Below are 20,559 nucleotides of genomic sequence, written 5' to 3'. Positions count from 1 at the left end.
GCGTCCGCCGGAGGGGCCGGCCGGTACGGTGGATCAGCGGCCGAGTCGGCCGCGGACCATGCCCAGCATGGCGTTCAACTCCTCGATCCGCAGCTTCTTCGCGACGAGCACGAAGACCGCCAGCTGGAGGCCGCCCGCCACCACGAGGGTGAGCACGCTGCCCAGCCAGCCGCCGATGACCTGCTGGACCGCCAGGCTGACGCCCACGCCGACCAGTGCGGCGGGCACGCCGGCGGCGGCCAGCCGGGTGTAGGTCTTGCCGATCCGCTTGGTGTCCAGGCCGCCGATCTTCTTCTTCAGCTTGGGCACCGCGACCGTCACTCCGACGGCGTACGCGAGGCCGTAGCCGAACGCCATCCCCGTCACGACCCACTCGGCGGGCAGCGTGAGCCAGCAGATCAGCGAGAAGGCGGCCTGGCAGGCCGCCACCCAGACGGTGTTCGAGAACGGCGTCCGGGTGTCCTCGTAGGCGTAGAAGCCGCGCAGCATCACGTACTGCGCCGAGTACGGGATCAGGCCCAGCGCGAAGGCGGAGAGCATCAGACCGACGTTGGTGGCGTCGTTGAGGACGCTCTCGCCGCCGCCCACGGCGTAGATCGAGCGGCCGATCGCCGGGCCGAGCGAGAGGAACAGGAAGGCGGCCGGGACGACCGCCACGGCGGTGGTGCGCAGCCCGTACGAGATGTCGTCGCGCACCGCGCCGGCGTCCTCGTCGGCCGCGGCCCGGGAGAGCCGGGGCAGCACCGCGCTCATCAGCGAGACGACGATGACGGCCTGCGGGAGCTGCCAGATCAGCAGCGCGTTGGAGAAGGCGGCCAGGCCGACGCCGTCGTGGCCGGAGTCGTGGGCGGCGATGCCGGCCGAGGTGGCCAGCTGGGTGATGACCAGGTAGCCGGCCTGGTTGGCGAGGACGAAGAAGAACGTCCACTTGGCCAGTCGGGCGGCCTTGCCCAGGCCGTGGCCGCGCCAGTCGAACCGCGGCCGGTAGTGGAAGCCGGCCGCGCGCAGGTACGGGATCATCGCCAGCGCCTGGACGGCGAGGCCGACCAGGGTGCCGATGCCGAGCAGCCGGACGCCCTCGGGGGTGATCGTCGCCGGGGTGACGCCGGGGTTGCCGAAGGAGCCGAAGACCCAGATGTAGGCGCCGAAGGTGAAGATCACCACGATGTTGTTGAGGACCGGGGTCCACATCATCGCGCCGAAGCGGCCGCGAGCGTTGAGGATCTGGCCCATCACCACATGGATGCCCATGAAGAAGATGGTCGGCAGGCAGTACCGGGCCAGGGCGACCGTGGTGTCGGCGCTGGCCTGGTCCGTCATCAGCGGATGGGCGATCAGCTGGACCAGCAGCGGGGCGCCCAGCACGGCCACGAAGGTGACGCCGGCCAGGCCGACCATCACCAGGGTGAGCAGCCGGTTGGCGTAGGCGGTCCCGCCGTCGGCGTCGTTCTTCATGCTGCGGACGAGCTGCGGCACGAAGACGGCGTTCAGGGCGCCGCCGCCGATCAGGATGTACAGCAGGGTCGGCAGGGTGTTGGCGGCGTTGTACGAGTCGCCCATCACGCCGATGCCGATCGCGGTGGCGATCACCATGGTGCGCAGGAAGCCGGTGCCGCGAGAGACGAGGGTGCCGGCCGCCATGATGGCGCTGGAGTTGAGGAGGCTGGCGACCTTGCCGCCGCCGCCCGCCGGGGGCGCCTTCGGCGCGTGCTCCTCGGCGGCCAGCTCGTCCAGCGGCTCCACCGCGGGCGGCACCTGCACCGCGGCCACCTGCATGGTGGCCTCCTCCTCGGAGAGCGGCGGGTCGAACTCGATCGGCGGCACGAACGGGCGCTGTCCGTCCGGGTCCTGCGGGCCGTTCCGGTGGCCGCCGCCGTGGCCGCCCGTACCGCCCTGGTACCCGGCGGCCGGGGGGAACGGCGCGGCCGGGGCGAACGCGGCGGGTTCGGCCGGCGGCCGGGGCGCGCCGGACTGCAGCGGCTGCTGGGCCGGCGGCCGGGCCGGGGCCTCGGCGACCGGACCGGCGGGGGCGGCCTGTTCGGTCCGCGCCCCGCCGAAGAGCGCGTCCACGCCCACGTACTCGGTGGTCTCGGAGTCCCAGGCGGAGTGCGCCGGGCCCGGCTGCCACTGCTGCTGGTCCTCGCGCGGCCCGCCCCACTGGCCGCCGACCGCTGCCGGCTGCTCCCAGCCGGCCCGGTCGCCCTGCCAGGCCTCGGCCGGCGCCGCCGGCTGCTGCACCGGGGTGTCCCAACCGGGCTGCACCGGCGGGACCGGCGGGGAGAACGGGGTGGCCGGCGGTACCGGCTGCGGGTAGTCGCCGCCCTGCGGGGGCAGCTGCGGCGGCACGTCGTACGCGGCGGCCGGCTGCTGCGGCGCGGCGGGCCGGTCGGCCCGCAGGCCGTACGGGTCCTGGCCGTCCTGCGGGCCCTGGTACGCCTCGGCGGCGTACGGGTCCTGGGCGTAGGTGTCGGCCACGTACCAGTCGCCGGACGGCGACTCGGCGCCCGGCCGGCCCTCACCGCGGCCCGGCGGCCGCTCCTCGCTGCGCCCGGTCATGTCACCTCTTCGCTGTTGTGGGGGAGGCCGTCCCGGCGTCGGGCGGGTCTCGGCGGTATCAAGGACCAACCTTCTCATCACTGGCGGCCCGATCCCGGCCATCGGCGCCGCTGCCGCGCGGTGTCCGCGCAGCTCCGTCGCCCTCCGGGAGCCCGTCGGTGGACGATCCGCCGTCCTCCCCGGCGTCGTCGCCCGCGGCCGGGGCGTCCGTACGGCCCTCGGCCGGGGCGTCCGCCGGGGCGCCCGCGAGCGGGGTGTCCAGGGGCGCGTCGCCCTCGTCGTCGTTGGCCACCCGGCGCTTGCGCTGCCGGAAGAACCGCAGCGCCGCCAGCAGGAGCAGCAGCAGGGCGCCGCCGAAGACGTAGAGCACGCCGTTGGTCACCGAGGTGACCTCGACCTGGAAGGTCTGCGGCTCGCCGTACAGCTCCGGGTTCGGGCCGGTGGTCATCAGCTGGGCGGTCACCGTGACCGGCCCGTTGTTGTGCGCCTGCGCCGGGAACCGCAGGGTGGCGCTCTGCGCGGCGGGGAGCACCAGCTCCTCGGACGGGCCGATCTGGAGCCGGTTGGCCTGGGTCGGGGTCACCACCAGCTTGAGGTTGGTGACCGCCTGGGTGAGGTCGTTGCGGACGCTGACCTGCAGCACACCGGTGTCCCCGGCCAGGGTGATCACGTTCTTGTGCGGCACGTACACCGCGTTGGTCAGCTCGTCGAGGTAGTCGGACACGCCGGTGCGGTAGACCGACCCGGCGGGCGCCTGGGTCCGCCACTCGGCCGACAACGAGCGGACCATCGCCGCACTGAACGGACCGCGCACCCGCTGCGGCAGGGTGAGCACCCGCATCAGCGTCTCCAGCCGGTGCTGGATGTCGATGGTCCTGCTCAGGTCGACGGCCGGCAGCTCCGAGGAGCGCGCCTGGGCGGGGTAGTCGACGGCGGGCGGCACGGCGGTGTTGGCCTTCGGATCGGCCGGCCCCTGGGTGAGCACGTCCAGCTTGACCGGCTCCGCCCACTTGCCGGCCTCCGCCGCCTGGACGGCGGTCGCCAGCACCTTGGCCGTGTTGGTGGTCAGCTCCCGCGGCGGCATCACCAGCAGGCCGCGCGGGTTCTGCGGCTCCTGCCGGGAGATCACGAAGGTCTCGGCGAGGAAGCGCTGCACCGCCAGGGTCTGCGTCTGCGGCGTGTTGAGGTCCGTCTGGAAGAGCGCGGAGACCTCCTCGTCGGCCACCACCGCGGTCTGCCCGTTGCCGATCGGCCGCACCGCGGTCGGGGTGTACTTGAGGGCGTCCGGCTCCGGCAGGCTCGCGCCGTTCACCAGGACGGTGCCGCTGCCGGTGCGGTGCGCCAGCGCCGCGATCTGCTGGTCCAGGTAGCCCTGGTAGGGCCAGGCGACGTCCGAGCGGGTGTCGACCGACAGCCGGAACTCGACGGTCAGCCGGCCCGCCACGGCCGCCTTGTCGAGGGCGGTGTCCACGCCCGCCAGCTCGGCCGCGTTGTGCGCGATCGAGGCCAGGTCGGGGTCCGCGTACGGCAGCGCGACCACCTGGCTGCCCTGCTTGGCGACCGCGGCCCGCAGCTTGTTCAGCCAGGCCGTGGCGGCGGCGGAGCCGTTGCGGAGGACGGTGTTCTCCTCCTTGGCCGCCTGCTTGGGCCTGCTGTTCTTCTTGCCGTTCTTGTCGCCCTTCTCGGCGCCCGGCTTCTGCACCCGGTACGGCTTGGTCATCGCGAACGCGGTGTCCAGCAGGTCCGGGTCGATCACCCAGGTCAGGCCGGACAGCGACGAACCCGTCTCGACCAGCTCGTAGAGCCGGCCGCCCGGCGCGAACTCGGCCGCCAGGCTGTCGTCACGCAGCACCGGGACGGTCTGGTCGTTGTCGGACATGGTCTGCGCGACCAGCACCGGCGCGTGCACCAGCGGCCAGAGCGTGGTGACCTTCGACGGCTGCGCCTCGGCCGGCGTCGGGTCGTAGGGCAGGAAGGTACGGGCGATGCCCAGCGCGCGGTCGCGCTGGTTGTCCCCGGTCGAACCCCAGGTGTCCACCGCCAGCTCGTACACGCCCTCGGTGGAGAGCCCGAGGTCGTTCACGGCGACGCTCAGGGTGTACGGCTGGCTCTGGCCCGGCGCCAGCTCGTTCAGCGCGTACTGCGGGCTGTCCAGCTCGATGCCGTCCTGGTTGACCGGGTTGGTCCGGGAGGCGACGCCGGCCAGCTCGCTGCGCGTGGTGAGCGGCTTGCCCGACCACGGCTTGCGGACCGCCGCGTGGGCGCCCTTGAGCACCGACTTGCCGGCGTTGGTGATGTGCCCGCTGATCGTCACGGTGCCATTGGGGACGGCCACCGGCTTGTTGACCGACTCGATGGTCATCACCACCGGGGCCTCGGCGGAGGCCCCGGACTCGGCGGCCGGGCGCGGACCGCCGGCGGGCGTAGCGGCGGCCGGGAGGGCGGGCAGCAGCGCCAGCGCGGCGCCCAGCGCGGCCGCCACCCGTCGCACGGTGCGCTTCCCGGAGCGGCCCCGCGCACGACCCCGTCCGGTGGTCGCTTCGCGGAACGCGCACTTCTCGTCGGCTCGCTCGCTACGCTCGCTGACGCGGCCGACCTCGCTGCGCTCGGCCGGCGCTTCGCGAAACGCGCACTTCTCGTCGGCTCGCTCGCTACGCTCGCTCACGCGCTCCGCCCTCGCCGTTCTCGATCGCTCGCTGCTGATGCTGCTGTGCTGCTGTGATGCCGCGGAAGCCCTGCGGGCCGAACCTGCCGGCCGTGGGGATCAGCGGTGAAGAAAGTGCGGCCGCCCGCGATCCGGGAAGCCGTTCCGGCGCGCGGCACCGCAGGCCCTCATCGGCGCCCGCGACCCGCTCCACCGGCATGGTAACGATGCAGCCAAGGGTGCAGTGTTGCGGGCTTGGGGTGAGCGCCGCAAAACGCGCGGGCAGGGGGGCCTTCGGGCCACGTACCCTTGTGAGCCGTGTCCACTGCCAATGAGCCCACCGCCCACGAGTCCGGCGTCCATCATTCCAGCACTGCCACCCAGGTCGTACCAGGCCTGAGCGAGGCGCAGATGCTGGGCCTGCAGGAGCTGCTGCGGGTCTCCCCGGTCGCCGACGAGATCGCCCGCCGCTTCCAGGCGGCCGGGCACCGGCTCGCGCTGGTCGGCGGCTCGGTCCGGGACGCCCTGCTGGGCCGGCTCGGCAACGACCTCGACTTCACCACCGACGCCCGCCCGCACCAGGTCCTGAAGCTGGTCAAGGGCTGGGCGGACGCCGTCTGGGACGTCGGCATCGCCTTCGGCACGGTGGGTGCCCGCAAGGACACCCCGCAGGGCTCCTTCCTGATCGAGATCACCACGTACCGCTCCGAGGCGTACGACCGCACCTCGCGCAAGCCCGAGGTGACCTACGGCGACACCATCGAGCAGGACCTCGTCCGCCGGGACTTCACCGTCAACGCGATGGCCGTCGACCTGCCCGGTCGCGGCTTCGTCGACCCGCACCACGGCCTGGAGGACCTGGAGGCCCGGGTGCTGCGCACCCCCGCCACCCCCGAGGAGTCCTTCTCCGACGACCCGCTGCGGATGATGCGGGCCGCCCGCTTCGCCGCCCAGCTGGACTTCGACCCGGCCCCCGAGGTCGTCGCCGCGATGACCGCGATGGCCGACCGGATCGCGATCGTCTCCGCCGAGCGGGTCCAGGCCGAGCTGAACAAGCTGCTCCTGGCCGCGCACCCGGTCAAGGGCCTGCGCCTGCTGGTCGACACCGGCCTGGCCGACCACGTGCTGCCCGAGCTGCCGGCGCTGCGGCTGGAGCGCGACGAGCACCACCGGCACAAGGACGTCTACGAGCACTCGCTCACCGTCCTGGAGCAGGCGATCGACCTGGAGCAGGACGGCCCCGACCTCACGCTGCGGCTGGCCGCACTGCTGCACGACATCGGCAAGCCGCGCACCCGTCGCTTCGAGTCGGACGGCCGGGTCTCCTTCCACCACCACGAGGTGGTCGGCGCCAAGATGACCCGCAAGCGGATGCGCGAGCTGAAGTACTCGAAGGAGCTGACCGAGGACGTCTCGCACCTGGTCGAGCTGCACCTGCGCTTCCACGGCTACGGCGGCGGGGAGTGGACCGACTCGGCGGTGCGCCGCTACGTCACCGACGCCGGGCCGCTGCTGGAGCGCCTGCACAAGCTGACCCGCTCCGACTGCACCACCCGGAACAAGAAGAAGGCCGCGACGCTCTCCCGGACGTACGACGGCCTGGAGAAGCGGATCGAGGAGCTCAGGGCGCAGGAGGAGCTGGACGCCGTGCGCCCGGCGCTGGACGGCAACCAGATCATGGAGCTGCTGGAGCTGAAGCCGGGCCCGCAGGTCGGCAAGGCGTACAAGCACATGCTGGAGCTGCGCCTGGAGCACGGCCCGATGGAGCACGACGAGGCCGTCGCCGCGCTCCGCGCCTGGTGGGCCGGGCAGCAGGGCTGACCGGCGGGGCCCCGGACACGGAGGCCCGGAACACGGAAGGGGTGGCCCCGGAGATCTCCGGGGCCACCCCTTCGGTCGTGCCGCCCGGCGGGAGCCCGCCGGCCGGCCACGGTCAGCCGTTGATCCCCTTCAGGCAGAGCACATAGCTCAGCGCCTCGGACGAGGACGTCCGGGTGTAGCTGCTGTCCGACTCGGGCACGTTGTCGCAGCCCTTGTCGTCGCTGGTGGCCAGCAGCTTGCGGAGCACCTTGTACTGGGCCCGGGAGTCGCTGCAGGACAGCATCGTGATCCGCGGGTTGGGGTCGTGCGTGGCGGAGGTGCCGTTCTCGTTGCGCAGGCAGTCGCCGGCCTTGGCACGGTCGATGTCGCTGGGCACCGCGGAGGCCGCGGCCGGGGTCGACGGCTTGGCCGCGCCCGGGGTGGTGATCTCGGGTATCGGCGGCATCGAGAACGAGAACGACGGCATCGGCGGGATGCTCACCGCGGCCGGCGAGGGCAGCGAGATCGGGCGGTACGGCCGGCTGTCGTGGTCGGTCGCGCCGAGCAGGGCGCCGGTGGTCACCAGGATGATGAACGAGGTGATCGAGAGGACCGGCAGCAGCAGCATCAGCATGTGCGGCCGCTTGGTCAGCGGGACGCCCGGGTCGAGCTGCGGGCCGTGGGTGCCCGGGGCCGGCGGCGGCAGGTCCTTGATCTTGTTGTGGGCCGCGAGGTTCCGCAGCAGGGTGATCGGCGTGATGATCGAGGACAGGTAGCCCCACCAGCCCTGGACCAGGGTGCGGGCCGACATGTCGCGGACCACCGCGGTGCCGCAGGTGCGGCAGAACGGCCCGGGCTGCTTCAGGAACCGCATCACGATGATGATGCCCTGGTGCCCGCGGACGGTGGTGTCCACGGCGGGGAAGCCGCCGCAGAAGCGGCAGACCGGGCCGCCGTGCGGGGCCTGCTGCGGGTAGCCGTAGCCGGGCGGGGCCGCCTGCGGCGGCACGCCGTAACCGGGGGCGGCCTGCTGCGGCGCGGCCGGGTAGCCGTAGCCGGGCGCAGAGGCGGGCGCCGCAGGGGCGGGCGCCGGCCCGCCGTACGGGTTGCCGGAGGCGTAGGGGTTGCTGCTGTCGGCGGGCGGCGGCGCGCCGTAGGGCATCTGGGGAGGTGGGACGGACAAAGTGGTTCCCCCGTGGAAGGGTCGGACTGGCGTAGGGGTCAGGACTTCTTGACCGGCGGCACACTGGTGGTCAGCGGGCCGAGGCAGAGCACGTAGCGCTTCTTGTTCCAGCGGCGGCCGCTCTTGCCGGAGACCGTGCTGGTGGTGCCGACGGTCTGCTTGCAGCGGTTGGTGTCAGTGGTGCCGGTGTGCTTGGCCAGCACCTTGTAGTTCGCCTTGCTGTCGGTGCACTTGACGATCTCGACGTCGCGCGAGCCGCTCGCCTTGACGCAGTCGCCGACCGAGGCGCTGCTGACGCTCGGCCCGGTGACGAAGTAGCCGATGATCAGCGCGATGCCGCCGACCACGGCCACGCCGACCTTGAGCTTGGCCTTGGCACTGCCCTTCTTCGCCGGCGCCGGCACCGGAGCCTGCGGCAGCGGCGCCATCGGCGGCTGGCCGTACGGCGGCTGCTGCCCGTACGGGGGCTGACCGCCGGGCGGCGGGCCGTACGGGGGCTGCTGCCCGTACGGGGGCGCGGGCGGGCCCGGCTGGGCCGGTGCACCCGGGTGGCCGTAGGCCGGCGGCTGGCCGTAACCGGCCGCGACCGGCTGCGGCGTGCCGTACTGCGGAGGCTGAGCACCGTAGGGCTGGGGGGCCTGGGGCACGCCCGGCTGGGCCTGCGGATACCCGTACTGGGGTGGTGGCGGGCCGTAAGGGCTGGGCGGTGTGCTCATCAGATTTCCCCCGAAACAGAGTGCTGTCGCTCCGACAGATCTGACGTACCTTAGCGACTCCGTCCGACGCCGCCGGTTCCGAGGGTGTGGGGGTTCTCAGAGCGCCTGGTCACCGGGGAGCGGTCCGCTGCGCCGCGCGGCCCGCAGGTAGAGCACGGCTGCGAGCGCGTACACCAGGGCGACACCGGCCACCACCACGACCGAGCGGCCGGAGAGCGGCAGCACCAGCGCGGTCACCAGGGCGGCGGCCACGAAGGCGACGTTGAACAGCACGTCGTAGATGGCGAAGACACGGCCGCGGAAGTCGTCCTCGACCGACTCCTGGACCACGGTGTCGGCGCAGATCTTGGTGCCCTGGGTGACCACGCCGAGCAGCAGGGCGGCGATCAGGCAGGGCACCAGTGAGAATCCCAGCCCGAGCGCGGGCACGAAGACCACGGGGGCGGCGAGGCAGAGCGTCATCCAGCCGGCCAGGCCGATCTTCCGGGTGCACCACGGGCTGATCAGCGCGGCGATGAAGAAGCCGGCCGCGGAGAGGCCGACCGCCTGGCCCAGGGTGGCCAGCCCGGCGGCACTGTCGTTCGGGTCGTTGAAGGTGTAGCGGGCGAGCATGACCACCATGACGATCAGCACGCCGTAGCAGAACCGGGCGGCGGTGACGGCGGCCAGCGCGTGGACGGCCGGCCGGCAGTCCCGGACCAGGTGGGTGACGGCCGCGCCCAGGTCGCGGGCGGCCTGGGCCAGCGCCCGGCCGAGCGCGGGGCGGTCGGGGTGGTGCTCGGGCCCCAGCAGGTCCCGGTGCATCCGCCGGGCGGCCAGCGCCGCCGAGAGGTAGAGCAGCGCGGCGACGGTGACCAGCGCCGCGTCGGCCCGCGGCCCGGGGGGCATCACCTGGTGCAGCACGAAGCCCAGACCGCCGCCGGAGGCCGCGGCGACGGTGCCCAGGGTCGGGGAGAGCGCGTTGGCGGTGACCAGTTGCTGCTGGCGCACCACCCGCGGCAGCGCGGCGGACAGGCCCGCCAGGATGAACCGGTTGAGCGCCGTGACCAGCAGCGCGGAGGCGAAGAACAGCGAGGTCGGCGCCTCGGCCAGGAGCAGCGCCCCGGTGACCAGGCCGAGCCCGAACCGGGCCAGGTTGCCGTAGAAGAGCACCTGACGGCGGCGCCAGCGGTCCAGCAGTACCCCGGCGAACGGGCCGATCACCGAGAACGGCAGCAGCATCACGGCCAGGACGGAGGCGATGTCGGCGGGGGAGGACTGCTTCTCCGGGGAGAAGACCACGTAGGCGGCGAGCGAGACCTGGAAGACGCCGTCGGAGAGCTGGGAGAGCACCCGGGCGGTCAGCAGCCGGCGGAAATCGCGGCCGCGGAGGAGGTCCAGGAGCGTGGCGCGGTGCGCGGACTGGTGGGTGCTGCCGTTCTCCGTGATCGCCACCTGCCCAGACTGCCATGGAACCGGCCTGTGTTTCACGTGAAACATTCGCCGGGAAAAGGTGAACGGGCCCACGGCGGACCGTGGACCCGTTCGGTGGCGGTGAGCGCCGCAGTTCAGCGCTCAGTGCCCGAGCTTCAGCGCTCGACCTCGCCGCGGATGAACTTCTCGACGTTCTCCTTGGCCTCGTCGTCGAAGTACTGGACCGGCGGGGACTTCATGAAGTACGAGGACGCCGACAGGATCGGGCCACCGATGCCGCGGTCCTTGGCGATCTTCGCGGCGCGCACGGCGTCGATGATGACACCGGCCGAGTTCGGGGAGTCCCAGACCTCGAGCTTGTACTCCAGGTTCAGCGGGACATCGCCGAACGCACGGCCCTCGAGGCGGACGTAGGCCCACTTGCGGTCGTCCAGCCAGGCCACGTAGTCCGAGGGACCGATGTGGACGTTCTTGGCGCCCAGCTCACGGTCGCGGATCTGCGAGGTGACGGCCTGGGTCTTGGAGATCTTCTTCGACTCCAGGCGCTCGCGCTCCAGCATGTTCTTGAAGTCCATGTTGCCGCCGACGTTCAGCTGCATGGTGCGCTCGAGGATGACACCGCGGTCCTCGAACAGCTTCGCCATCACGCGGTGCGTGATGGTGGCGCCGACCTGGGACTTGATGTCGTCACCGACGATCGGCACGCCGGCCTCGGTGAACTTGTCCGCCCACTCCTTGGTGCCCGCGATGAACACCGGCAGGGCGTTCACGAAGGCGACCTTGGCGTCGATGGCGCACTGGGCGTAGAACTTGGCCGCGGCCTCGGAGCCGACGGGCAGGTAGCAGACCAGGACGTCGACCTGCTGGTCCTTGAGGACCTGGACGACGTCGACCGGGGCCTCGTCGGACTCCTCGATGGTCTCCAGGTAGTACTTGCCCAGGCCGTCGAGGGTGTGGCCGCGCTGGACGGTGACGCCGGTCGGCGGCACGTCGCAGATCTTGATGGTGTTGTTCTCGCTGTTGCCGATGGCGTCGGCCAGGTCGAAGCCGACCTTCTTGGCGTCGACGTCGAAGGCGGCGACGAACTCCACGTCACGGACGTGGTAGTCGCCGAACTGGACGTGCATCAGGCCGGGGACCTTGCCGGCCGGGTCGGCGTCCTTGTAGTACTCGACACCCTGCACCAGCGACGCGGCGCAGTTGCCCACGCCCACGATGGCTACGCGAACCGAACCCATTCCGGTTGCTCCCTGTGATCTCATGAGGGCCGCCGGGAATCGACGGCACTCGTCCTGCTTCTTCGATGACTGCTTGACGGGCGCGCGAGGCGCCCACTCCTGCCGCGTGGCACAGGGCTGACGCGGCGGTCAGCGCTCCTGGGCGGAGCGCCCCGGGCGGTCGTACGGTGGCCCGGGCGGATCCGGGGATCCGGCCTCCTCGCCACGGCCGTCCGAAGTCTTGTCGGGTACTGCGGCGCCCGGTCCGCCGGCGGCCGGTCCGGTCCGGCCGGTGCGGTTGGCCCGCTCGGTCTCGATCAGCTCGTTGAGCCACCGGACCTCGCGCTCGACCGATTCCAGGCCGTGCCGCTGCAGCTCGACGGTGTAGTCGTCGAACCGCTCGCGCGCCCGGGCGAGCGAGTTGCGCATCCGCTCCAGGCGCTCCTCCAGCCGGCTGCGGCGGCCCTCCAGGACGCGCATCCGCACGGCCCGGTCGGTCTGGCCGAAGAACGCGAAGTGGACGCCGAAGTGCTCGTCCTCCCAGGCATCGGGGCCGGAGTCGGCGAGCAGTTCCTCGAACCGCTGCTTGCCCTCGGCGGAGAGCCGGTAGACGATCTTGGACCGCTTGCCGTTGAGCGCGGTGGCCGGGACGTACTCGACGTCCGGGTTGTCCTCGACCAGGAAACCCTGGGCCACCAGGCTCTTCAGACAGGGGTAGAGCGTTCCGTAGGAGAACGCGCGGAACGATCCGAGCAGGACGTTGAGTCGCTTGCGCAGCTCGTACCCGTGCATCGGGGCGTCGTGGAGTAGGCCGAGAACGGCGAACTCCAGCACTCCTGAGCGCCTGCCCAATGCCGTCGTCCTCCTTCCCCTCAGCCGGTCCGCGGGCCGCCACCGCCGGCGGTATGCCGCTCCGATGTATCGGCTCGATATATCGAGAACAGTAAACCTGGGCCCCCGGTGGAGCAAGAGGGGCACGCGTGAATGTGATCACAAGGCGACGCGCGGGTGTGCTTGGCAACGGGCGTGTAATGATCTGCTGCCGTTTTGCGGTGATTGGCGGCTGATGCCCGATTAGTTGTGTTTCTGTCCTGCGTACGCTGTCGCGTGTGCACGAGGACCACCTCCGGGGTTAGGGCGGTTGCGGGCATCGGACGTGGACCCTGCCTTCAGGCTTCGACCGCCTGGCGAGGAGTAGCTGGAACATGAGCGAACGACGGCGCAGGTCGCCCAACGGAGACGGGCAGCCGCCGGGCGACGGCGGCCGGACGAGCGGAGCCGAACGCGACGAGCTCAGCTCGGAGGGCTTCCGACGGCGCTCCCCGGGCGTTCGGGAGACGGCCCAGCAGCCCCGGATGACCCGCGCCGAGCTGCGCAAGGCGGCCACCAAGGGCGGCAAGCGCGGCGCGGGCGCTCCCGCGGCTGCGGCCGGCGGGGACGGCAAGCCGGGCAAGAAGCGGTTCATCGACTACCCGCGCTTCGGCAAGCAGGGCTTCCGCCGCTGGCTGCCGTCCTGGCGGCTCTGGCTCAGCTCGTTCCTGATCGTCTTCGCGGCCTGCGTCGGCACGGTGTTCTTCATCTACCAGAGCACCACGATCCCGCCGCTCAAGGATCTGGTGAAGGAACAGAACAACATCTACTACTGGGCCGACGGCACGGAGATGACCCGCAAGGGTGAGACGAACCGTCAGATCGTCGAGCTCGCCGACATCAGCCCCAACCTGCAGAACGCGGTCATCGCGGCGGAGAACGAGAGCTTCCGCACCGACAGCGGCATCGACCCCAAGGGCATGATGCGCGCGGTCTACAACATGGCCAAGGGTGGCCAGACCCAGGGCGCCTCGACCATCACCCAGCAGTACGTGAAGAACGCGTACCTCAGCCAGGAGCAGACCCTCACCCGCAAGGTGAAGGAGTTCTTCATCACCCTGAAGGTCAATCAGGACATGAAGAAGGAAGAGATCCTGAAGGGGTACCTGAACACCAGCTGGTTCGGCCGCGGCACCGGTGCCCAGGCCGCCGCCCAGGCGTACTACGGCGTCAACGCCAAGGACCTCGACCTCTGCCAGAGCGCGATGCTGGCCGGCCTGCTCAAGGGCGCCGGGCTCTACGACCCGAGCATCAAGGGCAACCGCGAGCGTGCCGAGGCGCGCTGGAAGTGGATCCTGGACCGGATGGTGGAGACCAAGAACACCACCGCCGAGGAACGGGCCAAGTGCACCACGTTCCCGGACCCGATCAAGCCGGTGCCGCCGACCAACATGAACGGCCAGATCAGCTACCTGGTCGACGTCGCCAACCGGTACGTCACGGCCAAGGACCCGAAGATCGACCAGCAGGCGCTGGCCAAGGGCGGCTACAAGATCTACACGACCTTCGAGAAGGACAAGGTCGACGCCCTCAAGAAGGCCGTGGACGACGTCCGGAACGAGACGCTCAACCCGCAGAAGCGCCCGGACAACGACAACTGGGTCCAGTTCGGCGCGGCCAGCATCCGCCCCGGTGACGGCGCGATCGTCGCCATCTACGGCGGCGAGGGCGTGGAGAACCAGCACTTCGACAACAACGCGGACGCCCAGGGCGTCCAGGTCGGCTCGACCTTCAAGCCGTTCGTGCTCGCCGCCGCGATGCAGGTCGGCGTGCAGACCTCGACCGACGACAAGGGCAAGCCGAAGCGGATCAACGCCGACAGCCGCTACCTCTCCGACGACATGTCCGAGATCCGCCGGCCGGACGGCTCGCTGATCATGGACGACACGACCGGCAAGCCGTACCGGCAGAAGAACGAGGACAAGGGCAAGCGCGGCTACGTCTCGCTTCGGCAGGCCATGCAGTGGTCGTACAACGTCCCGTTCGTCCAGCTCAACCAGGACGTCGGCGGCCAGACCGTGGCCGACACCGCCGAGAAGATGGGCGTCCGCAAGGAGAGCTTCGTCGACACCAAGACGACGACCTTCCCGCTCGGCACCTCCGGCATCAGCCCGATCCGCATGGCCGACGCCTACGCGACGCTCGCCGCCAGCGGCAAGCAGGCCGACCCGTACTCGGTCACCAAGGTGGAGTGGAACGGCGTCGAGCGCCCGGGGTTCAAGAAGCCCGAGCTGAAGCAGGCGCTGGAGCCGGCCGTCGCGGACAACGTCACCGACGTGCTGGTGAACGTGGCCAAGAACGGTACCGGTTCGAAGTCCAACGCGCTGGGCCGCCCGGTCGCCGGCAAGACCGGTACCACCGACCAGAACAAGTCGGCCTGGTGGGTCGGCTACACCCCGCAGCTGGCCACCAGCGTCGCGATGTGGCGCGAGGACCCGGCCAAGCACGAGCGGCTGTCGCTCAACGGCACCGGCGGCAAGGACTCGGTGCACGGTGGTGACACCCCGACCGACGTCTTCACCCGCTACATGAAGGCCGCACTGGCCAACGAGAAGAAGCTGGACTTCCCCAGCCCGCAGCCGGTCGGCAGCCAGGTGGACTCCTCGGGTGCGCCGAGCACGGCCACGCCGAGCACCTCGCCCTCGGCCACCGAGACCGCCCCGACCCAGGCCCCGGACCCGGGTGCCCCGCAGCAGCCGCAGCCGACCGCCACCCAGGGCCCGGCCTGCGTTCCGGGTGTGGACTGCCCGGGCACGGTGCCCACGCCGTCGGCGACCAAGACGCACCCGACGCCCGGTGGCGGCGGTGGCAACGGCGGCGGTAACGGCGGCCAGACCGGTGGGCCCTCGCCCACCTGCTTCCTCGGGATCTGCAACACGCCGCAGCCGACGGCGACCACGCCCACGTCGACCTCCAGCGCGAGCACCAAGCCGCCGAAGCCGACCACGTCGCCCAGCGCGACCGGTGCCGGCGGCGGCCAGGCGGCGCCCTGACGGTCGGTGATCCCCGGCGCACCACGGCGGTGGCGGTCCTCCTCGGAGGGCCGCCACCGCCGTTTCGTCATGATTCGCCGGATCGCGCCGTGACCGGCGAGGGGTCCTCCTCGTCCAGTCGCGGGAGGTGCGGCAGGATGTCCGGCATGACGTCGAGCGCTCGTGACGATTCCGCCGGCCAGATCGGGCCCATCGAGGGCCCCGAGCCCGATCCGGCGGCACCCGGAACGGCCTCGGCCGATGCCACGGCCGCCGTCGAGGGCACGGCCTCCGCCGGTGCCGGGGAACCCGCCGGTGCCCCGGACCGGTCCGGGGCGGCCTCGCCGCCGGCCAACACGGTGGTCGTCCCGGCCGACGAGGACCCGGTCGCGGCGGCCGGCAGCGAGGTGATCGGCGGCCCGCCCGGGCGGCGCGCCCTGCTGGGCGTCTCCTGGTGGATCCCGGCGCGCTTCCTGGCGCTGGTGGTGATCGTGGTCTCGGTGCTGGGCATGGTCCGACAGCTGCCCTGCTACGACGGCGCCTGGTTCCAGCCGGGCTCGCCGCAGTACATCCACGCCTGCTACAGCGACATCCCGCACCTGTTCTCCGGGCGCGGCTTCGCGGCCGGCCTGCACCCGTACGTGGACCGGATCCCGGGCACCTCCGGCGATCTGCAGTACCTGGAGTACCCGGTGCTGACCGGTCTCTTCATGCAGATCGCGGCCTGGGTGACCCCGGGCGGCGGGACGACCACGAGCCAGGAGCAGTGGTTCTGGGCGATCAACGCGGGCCTGCTGATGGCCTGTGCGGTGGTCGCCGTGGTGGCGGTCTCCCGGACCCACCGCCGCCGTCCCTGGGACGCCCTGCTGTTCGCCCTCGCGCCCTGCCTGCTGCTGAACGCCACCGTCAACTGGGACCTCCTGGCGGTCGCGCTGGCCGCCGTCGCACTGGCCTGGTGGGCCGGCTCGCGGCCGCTCTGGGCCGGCGTCTTCATCGGTCTGGCCACCGCGGCCAAGCTCTACCCGGTGCTGCTGCTCGGCCCGCTCCTGGTGCTCTGCTGGCGCGCCGGGAAGTGGCGCGAGTTCCGTGCGGCGCTGGGCGGCGCGGCCGGCGCCTGGCTGGTGGTCAACCTGCCGATCATGCTGGCCAACTGGCAGGGCTGGTCGACCTTCTACGTCTTCAGCAAGCACCGCAAGGAGGACTACGGCTCCTTCTGGCTGATCCTGATGCAGAGCCGGGGCGCGAGCCTGGAGAACCTCGACGTCTACATCGGGGTGCTGATGGTGCTCTGCTGCCTGGCGATCGGCTGGCTCGGCGTCTCGGCGCCCCGCCGCCCGCGCCTGGTGCAGCTGGCCTTCCTGGTGGTGGCCGCGTTCGTCCTGGTCAACAAGGTCTACTCGCCGCAGTACGTGCTCTGGCTGATCCCGCTCGCCGTGCTGGCCCGGCCCCGCTGGCGGGACTTCCTGATCTGGCAGGCCTGCGAGGTGCTCTACACCCTGGGCATCTGGTCCCACCTGGGCTTCGTCACCGGCCCCAAGCAGCACGGGATCGGCGAGTCCTGGTACCACTTCGCGATCGTGCTGCACCTGGCGGGGACGCTCTACCTGGTCACCATGGTGGTCCGCGACATCCTCTTCCCGGACCGCGACCCGGTGCGCTGGGACGGCAGTGACGACCCGTCCGGCGGGGTGCTCGACCACGCCCCTGACGTCTTCGTGCTCGGCACCGCCCGGCGGCTGCAGGAGGAGGCGAGCTACGCCGGATACGCGCCGGCCGGCCCCGAGCAGTGGCTGGACGAGCCACCCGCCGCGGAGCCGGCCGGAAGTACCGCGCGTCGGTAGAGCGCCGTCAGCGGTCCACCACCCGGTCGAAGTGGGTGGTGGTGTGCCGCACCTGCAGGGTCAGCTCGTCGCCGATCGCCGGCGGCTTGGTGTCGTTGTCCAGGAGGAGCAGCGAGACCTGCATGTGCGGCGGCTCGGCGAACCAGAGCTGCTTGCCGGACCAGTGGAACGGTGACTTGGTCTTGTTGACCGTCGCCAGGCCGGCCCGGGCGATCCCCTTCGCCCGGGAGGACATGCCCTGCACGTACTTGGGCGCCTCCAGGCCGATGCCGTGCGCCGTCCCGCCGGCGACCACCAGCAGGTGGCCGTCGGACGGCGCGGGGTGCTGGCGGTAGCCGTAGCGGTCGCCCTTGGCGACCCGGGTGACGTCCAGGACGGTCGCCCGGACCTCCAGCGCGCCGTGGTCGCCGAGCCAGAGCCGGGTGCCGATCCGGGCCCGGAAGACGGTGTCCGGGTAGCGCTGCGCCAGCTGCTCCATCCCGGCCGCGCCGAGGTGGCTGACGAACACGGTGTGCACCGGGATGCCGGCGGCCCGGGCGGTGTCCACCCAGTACGCGACCTCCTCCACCGGGCTGGAGCCGTCCGGCCGGTCCATCGGCAGGTGCAGCGCCAGGCCCTCGAAGGAGACGCCGTCCAGCTCGGCGGCGACCGCCGGCAGGTCTGCGGTGCCCACGCCGTGCCGGCGCATGGTGGTCATGCACTCCAGCACCACCCGGGCGCCGGGCAGCGCACGCAGCGCGTCGACGCTCGCCACCGTCCGGATCACCCGCGCGTGCGGCAGCGGCAGCACCTCCTCGCCGATCCGGTACGGGGTGAGCACCAGCAGCTCGCCGCCGTACCAGTCGGCTGCGTCGGCCGCCTCGTAGGCGGTGCCGACCGCCAGCACCCCGGTGCCGAGCAGGGTCGTCTCCTCGGCGAGCCGGTGGTTGCCCAGGCCGTAGCCGTTGCCCTTCGCCACCGGTACCAGGCCGGGGAACTCGGCCAGGACGGAGCGCTGGTGGGCGCGCCAGCGTTCGGTGTCGAGGTAGAGCGACAGCGTCATCGGGTCATCTCCCAGGGGTGTCCGGTCACGGCGGGCGGGCTGCTCGGCGGCGGCTCAGCGGCGCGACATGTAGAGGTCGAGGGCCTTGTGGAGCAGCTTGTTGAGCGGGAAGTCCCACTCGCCGAGGTACTCGGCGGCCTGGCCGCCGGTGCCGACCTTGAACTGGATCAGACCGAAGAGGTGGTCGTTCTCGTCCAGGGTGTCGCTGATGCCGCGCAGGTCGTAGACCCCGCCGCCGAGGGCGTAGGCGTCGCGCATCATCCGCCACTGGACCGCGTTGGACGGCTTGACCTCGCGCTTGTGGTTGGCCGAGGCACCGTAGGAGTACCAGACGTGCTCGCCGACCACCAGCATCGTGGTCGCGGCCAGCGGCTCGCCCTCGTGGTAGGCGATGTAGAGCCGCATGCGGTTCGGGTCCTCGGCGGTGAGCGCCTTCCACATGCGCTGGAAGTACGACAGCGGCCGCGGGGTGAAGCGGTCGCGCTCGGCCGTCACCAGGTACAGCTGGTGGAAGATCGGCAGCTCGTCGTAGCCGCCCTGGACCACCTCGACGCCGCTCTTCTCGGCCTTCTTGATGTTGCGGCGCCAGAGCTGGTTGAAGCCCTTCTGGATGTCGTCCAGCGAGCGGTTGGCCAGCGGCACCTGGAAGACGTAGCGGGGCTGGACGTCGCCGAAGCCGGCGCCGCCGTCCTCGCCCTGCAGCCAGCCGGCCTTGCGCAGCCGGTCGGCCACCTCGAAGGCGCGCGGCTCGTACCAGTCGGCCTCGATGTCGCGCAGGCGCTTGGCCTGCTTGCCGGCGATGGCCTCCTTGATGGTCGGCGCGTTCCAGCGGCGGATGACCACCGGCGGGCCCATCTTCACCGAGAAGGCGCCCTGCGACTTCAGGTGCGCCAGCATCGGCTGCAGCCAGCGGTCCAGGTCGCGGTCGAACCAGTCGATCACCGGGCCCTCGGGCAGGTACGCCAGGTAGCGCTTGACCTTCGGCAGCTGCCGGTAGAGCACCAGGCCGGCGCCGACCAGCTGGTTGGCCTCGTCGATCCAGCCGATCGACTCCGTGCGCCACTCGGCCTTCACATCGCCCCAGGACGGCACCTGCATGTGGCTGGCCGAGGCGCGGCTCCTGATGAAGGCGAGGTGCTCCTCGCGGGTGATCGTCCTCAGGCGCAGGCTCATGCTCGGTGCTCCTCGTCGGTCGGGCTCGGTGGGCCCCGGGTTCTCGGGGTGACTTTATCGCCCGGTGCCCCTGCGGCTGCGGGCGCGGCAGCGCCCCCGTCGTGTACCTGTCTCCTGCCTGTAGGTACGCGGCGGGGGCGCCGGGGGTTCCTGGCGGGGCGGCCGGGGCGGCCGACCGGGGGAGCGCCGGGGGGGTTGCCGGGGCCGTTACGGCCCTAGCCCCAGAGGCCGCCCCTGGCGATTCCCAGGTAGAAGCCCCACGCGGAGGCGACCAGGCCGATCACCAGGACGAACCGCTCGGCCGTGGTGACGGAGACGAACTGGCCCCAGAACCCGGAGACGATGCCGAAGAGCCCGGTCCACGAGCTCATGATGTGGAGGTTGTGGAAGAACGAGGTCGTGAAGGCCAGCACGCCCAGGACGGCGGTGATGCCGACCAGGGTGTTCTCCCGCGGGTGGCGGTGGCCGTCGGTGTTCAGGGTGAGCGGGAGCCCGTGGATGGTGAGAGCCATGAGTCCTACCTCCTGGCGAGGAGACGAACGAGCAGGAAACCCGTTCCGTCCAGATTGCGGCGGTTGCGCGGCTCTCACAACCCCTATGCGTTTTGTTCGGCCGTCCGGGTGCGGGTAGGCTGTGCGGTCTGCACTGGTGTAGTTGTGCCCCCTTGTGCCCTCTTGAGGGTCGGCGGGGCCGATTGTCGGACCCGGCCGCTACGGTGAGCCGGTGTCGTCACTGCTCCGGTGCCGACGCTGCACAACCCTCCTGCCACGGAGAGACCGTGGCCGCTGAGTCCAAAGGAGGTGGGTTACTCATGCGTCACTACGAGCTGATGGTCATCCTCGACCCCTCGGTCGAGGAGCGCGCTGTCGCCCCCCTGATCGAGAACTTCCTCACCGTCGTCCGCAACGGCGGCGGCAAGGTGGAGAAGGTCGACACCTGGGGTCGCCGCCGTCTGGCTTACGAGATCAACAAGCAGTCCGAGGGCATCTACTCGGTCATCGACCTCAAGGCCACGCCTGAGGTCGTCAAGGAGCTCGACCGCCAGCTTGGCCTGAGCGAGTCGGTTCTGCGGACCAAGGTCCTGCGCCCGGACACCCACTGAGCCACCCGCTGAGGCCCTCGGGCCTCGGGT

Annotated in this window: 14 protein-coding genes; 4 read left to right on the top strand and 10 right to left on the bottom strand. The window is 71.5% G+C overall.

What is annotated here, in order from left to right; genetic code table 11:
- Positions 1–33: 33 nt before the first annotated feature.
- Entirely contained in the window at positions 34–2,556 is a 2,523-nt protein-coding gene (gene murJ / locus ACIPSC_RS04215; protein WP_400822818.1) for a murein biosynthesis integral membrane protein MurJ, read from the bottom strand.
- A gap of 58 nt (positions 2,557–2,614) precedes the next feature.
- Positions 2,615–5,221, bottom strand: a complete 2,607-nt coding sequence (locus ACIPSC_RS04210) for a DUF6049 family protein (protein WP_400822817.1) — start codon at positions 5,219–5,221, stop codon at positions 2,615–2,617.
- Between the two features lie 390 nt (positions 5,222–5,611).
- On the opposite strand from ACIPSC_RS04210, the gene ACIPSC_RS04205 reads away from it, so the two are divergent.
- Complete coding sequence (locus ACIPSC_RS04205; RefSeq protein WP_400823334.1) at positions 5,612–7,021, top strand: CCA tRNA nucleotidyltransferase; 1,410 nt, start codon at positions 5,612–5,614, stop codon at positions 7,019–7,021.
- Positions 7,022–7,133: 112 nt separating this feature from the next.
- Here ACIPSC_RS04205 and ACIPSC_RS04200 read toward each other — a convergent pair whose 3' ends face one another.
- The 5 genes from ACIPSC_RS04200 to ACIPSC_RS04180 all read right to left on the bottom strand — a co-directional run bounded on the left by ACIPSC_RS04200 (position 7,134) and on the right by ACIPSC_RS04180 (position 12,381).
- Positions 7,134–8,183, bottom strand: coding sequence for a hypothetical protein (locus ACIPSC_RS04200; RefSeq protein ID WP_400822815.1), 1,050 nt, complete (start codon positions 8,181–8,183; stop codon positions 7,134–7,136).
- A 38-nt stretch (positions 8,184–8,221) separates the two neighbouring features.
- Positions 8,222–8,899: a hypothetical protein gene (locus tag ACIPSC_RS04195; protein WP_400822814.1), complete on the bottom strand. Its 678-nt coding sequence runs from the start codon at positions 8,897–8,899 to the stop codon at positions 8,222–8,224.
- 96 nt (positions 8,900–8,995) lie between these two features.
- Positions 8,996–10,333, bottom strand: coding sequence for an MFS transporter (locus ACIPSC_RS04190; RefSeq protein WP_400822812.1), 1,338 nt, complete (start codon positions 10,331–10,333; stop codon positions 8,996–8,998).
- A gap of 134 nt (positions 10,334–10,467) precedes the next feature.
- On the bottom strand, positions 10,468–11,550 hold the full coding sequence (locus ACIPSC_RS04185) for an inositol-3-phosphate synthase (RefSeq protein ID WP_313764715.1): 1,083 nt from the start codon (positions 11,548–11,550) through the stop codon (positions 10,468–10,470).
- A gap of 129 nt (positions 11,551–11,679) precedes the next feature.
- Entirely contained in the window at positions 11,680–12,381 is a 702-nt protein-coding gene (locus ACIPSC_RS04180) for a PadR family transcriptional regulator (protein WP_395295170.1), read from the bottom strand.
- A gap of 353 nt (positions 12,382–12,734) precedes the next feature.
- Between ACIPSC_RS04180 and ACIPSC_RS04175 the strand changes: the two genes are divergently transcribed.
- Complete coding sequence (locus ACIPSC_RS04175; RefSeq protein ID WP_400822810.1) at positions 12,735–15,392, top strand: transglycosylase domain-containing protein; 2,658 nt, start codon at positions 12,735–12,737, stop codon at positions 15,390–15,392.
- Positions 15,393–15,538: 146 nt separating this feature from the next.
- Complete coding sequence (locus ACIPSC_RS04170) at positions 15,539–17,212, top strand: glycosyltransferase 87 family protein (RefSeq protein ID WP_400822809.1); 1,674 nt, start codon at positions 15,539–15,541, stop codon at positions 17,210–17,212.
- 7 nt (positions 17,213–17,219) lie between these two features.
- Here the strand turns inward: ACIPSC_RS04170 and ACIPSC_RS04165 are convergent, their stop codons facing one another.
- The 3 genes from ACIPSC_RS04165 to ACIPSC_RS04155 all read right to left on the bottom strand — a co-directional run bounded on the left by ACIPSC_RS04165 (position 17,220) and on the right by ACIPSC_RS04155 (position 19,939).
- Entirely contained in the window at positions 17,220–18,254 is a 1,035-nt protein-coding gene (locus ACIPSC_RS04165; RefSeq protein ID WP_400822807.1) for an alanine racemase, read from the bottom strand.
- A gap of 54 nt (positions 18,255–18,308) precedes the next feature.
- Positions 18,309–19,427, bottom strand: a complete 1,119-nt coding sequence (locus ACIPSC_RS04160) for a lipid II:glycine glycyltransferase FemX (protein WP_400822806.1) — start codon at positions 19,425–19,427, stop codon at positions 18,309–18,311.
- Positions 19,428–19,642: 215 nt separating this feature from the next.
- Entirely contained in the window at positions 19,643–19,939 is a 297-nt protein-coding gene (locus ACIPSC_RS04155) for a hypothetical protein (protein ID WP_400822804.1), read from the bottom strand.
- Between the two features lie 299 nt (positions 19,940–20,238).
- Between ACIPSC_RS04155 and rpsF the strand changes: the two genes are divergently transcribed.
- On the top strand, positions 20,239–20,529 hold the full coding sequence (gene rpsF, locus ACIPSC_RS04150) for a 30S ribosomal protein S6 (protein ID WP_148643846.1): 291 nt from the start codon (positions 20,239–20,241) through the stop codon (positions 20,527–20,529).
- Positions 20,530–20,559 lie beyond the last annotated feature (30 nt).

The organism is Kitasatospora sp. NPDC090091, assembly GCF_044747365.1.
GTDB lineage: Bacteria > Actinomycetota > Actinomycetes > Streptomycetales > Streptomycetaceae > Kitasatospora.
Note: the sequence above shows the minus strand (reverse complement) of the source record. Positions and strands in the feature narration are given on the sequence as shown.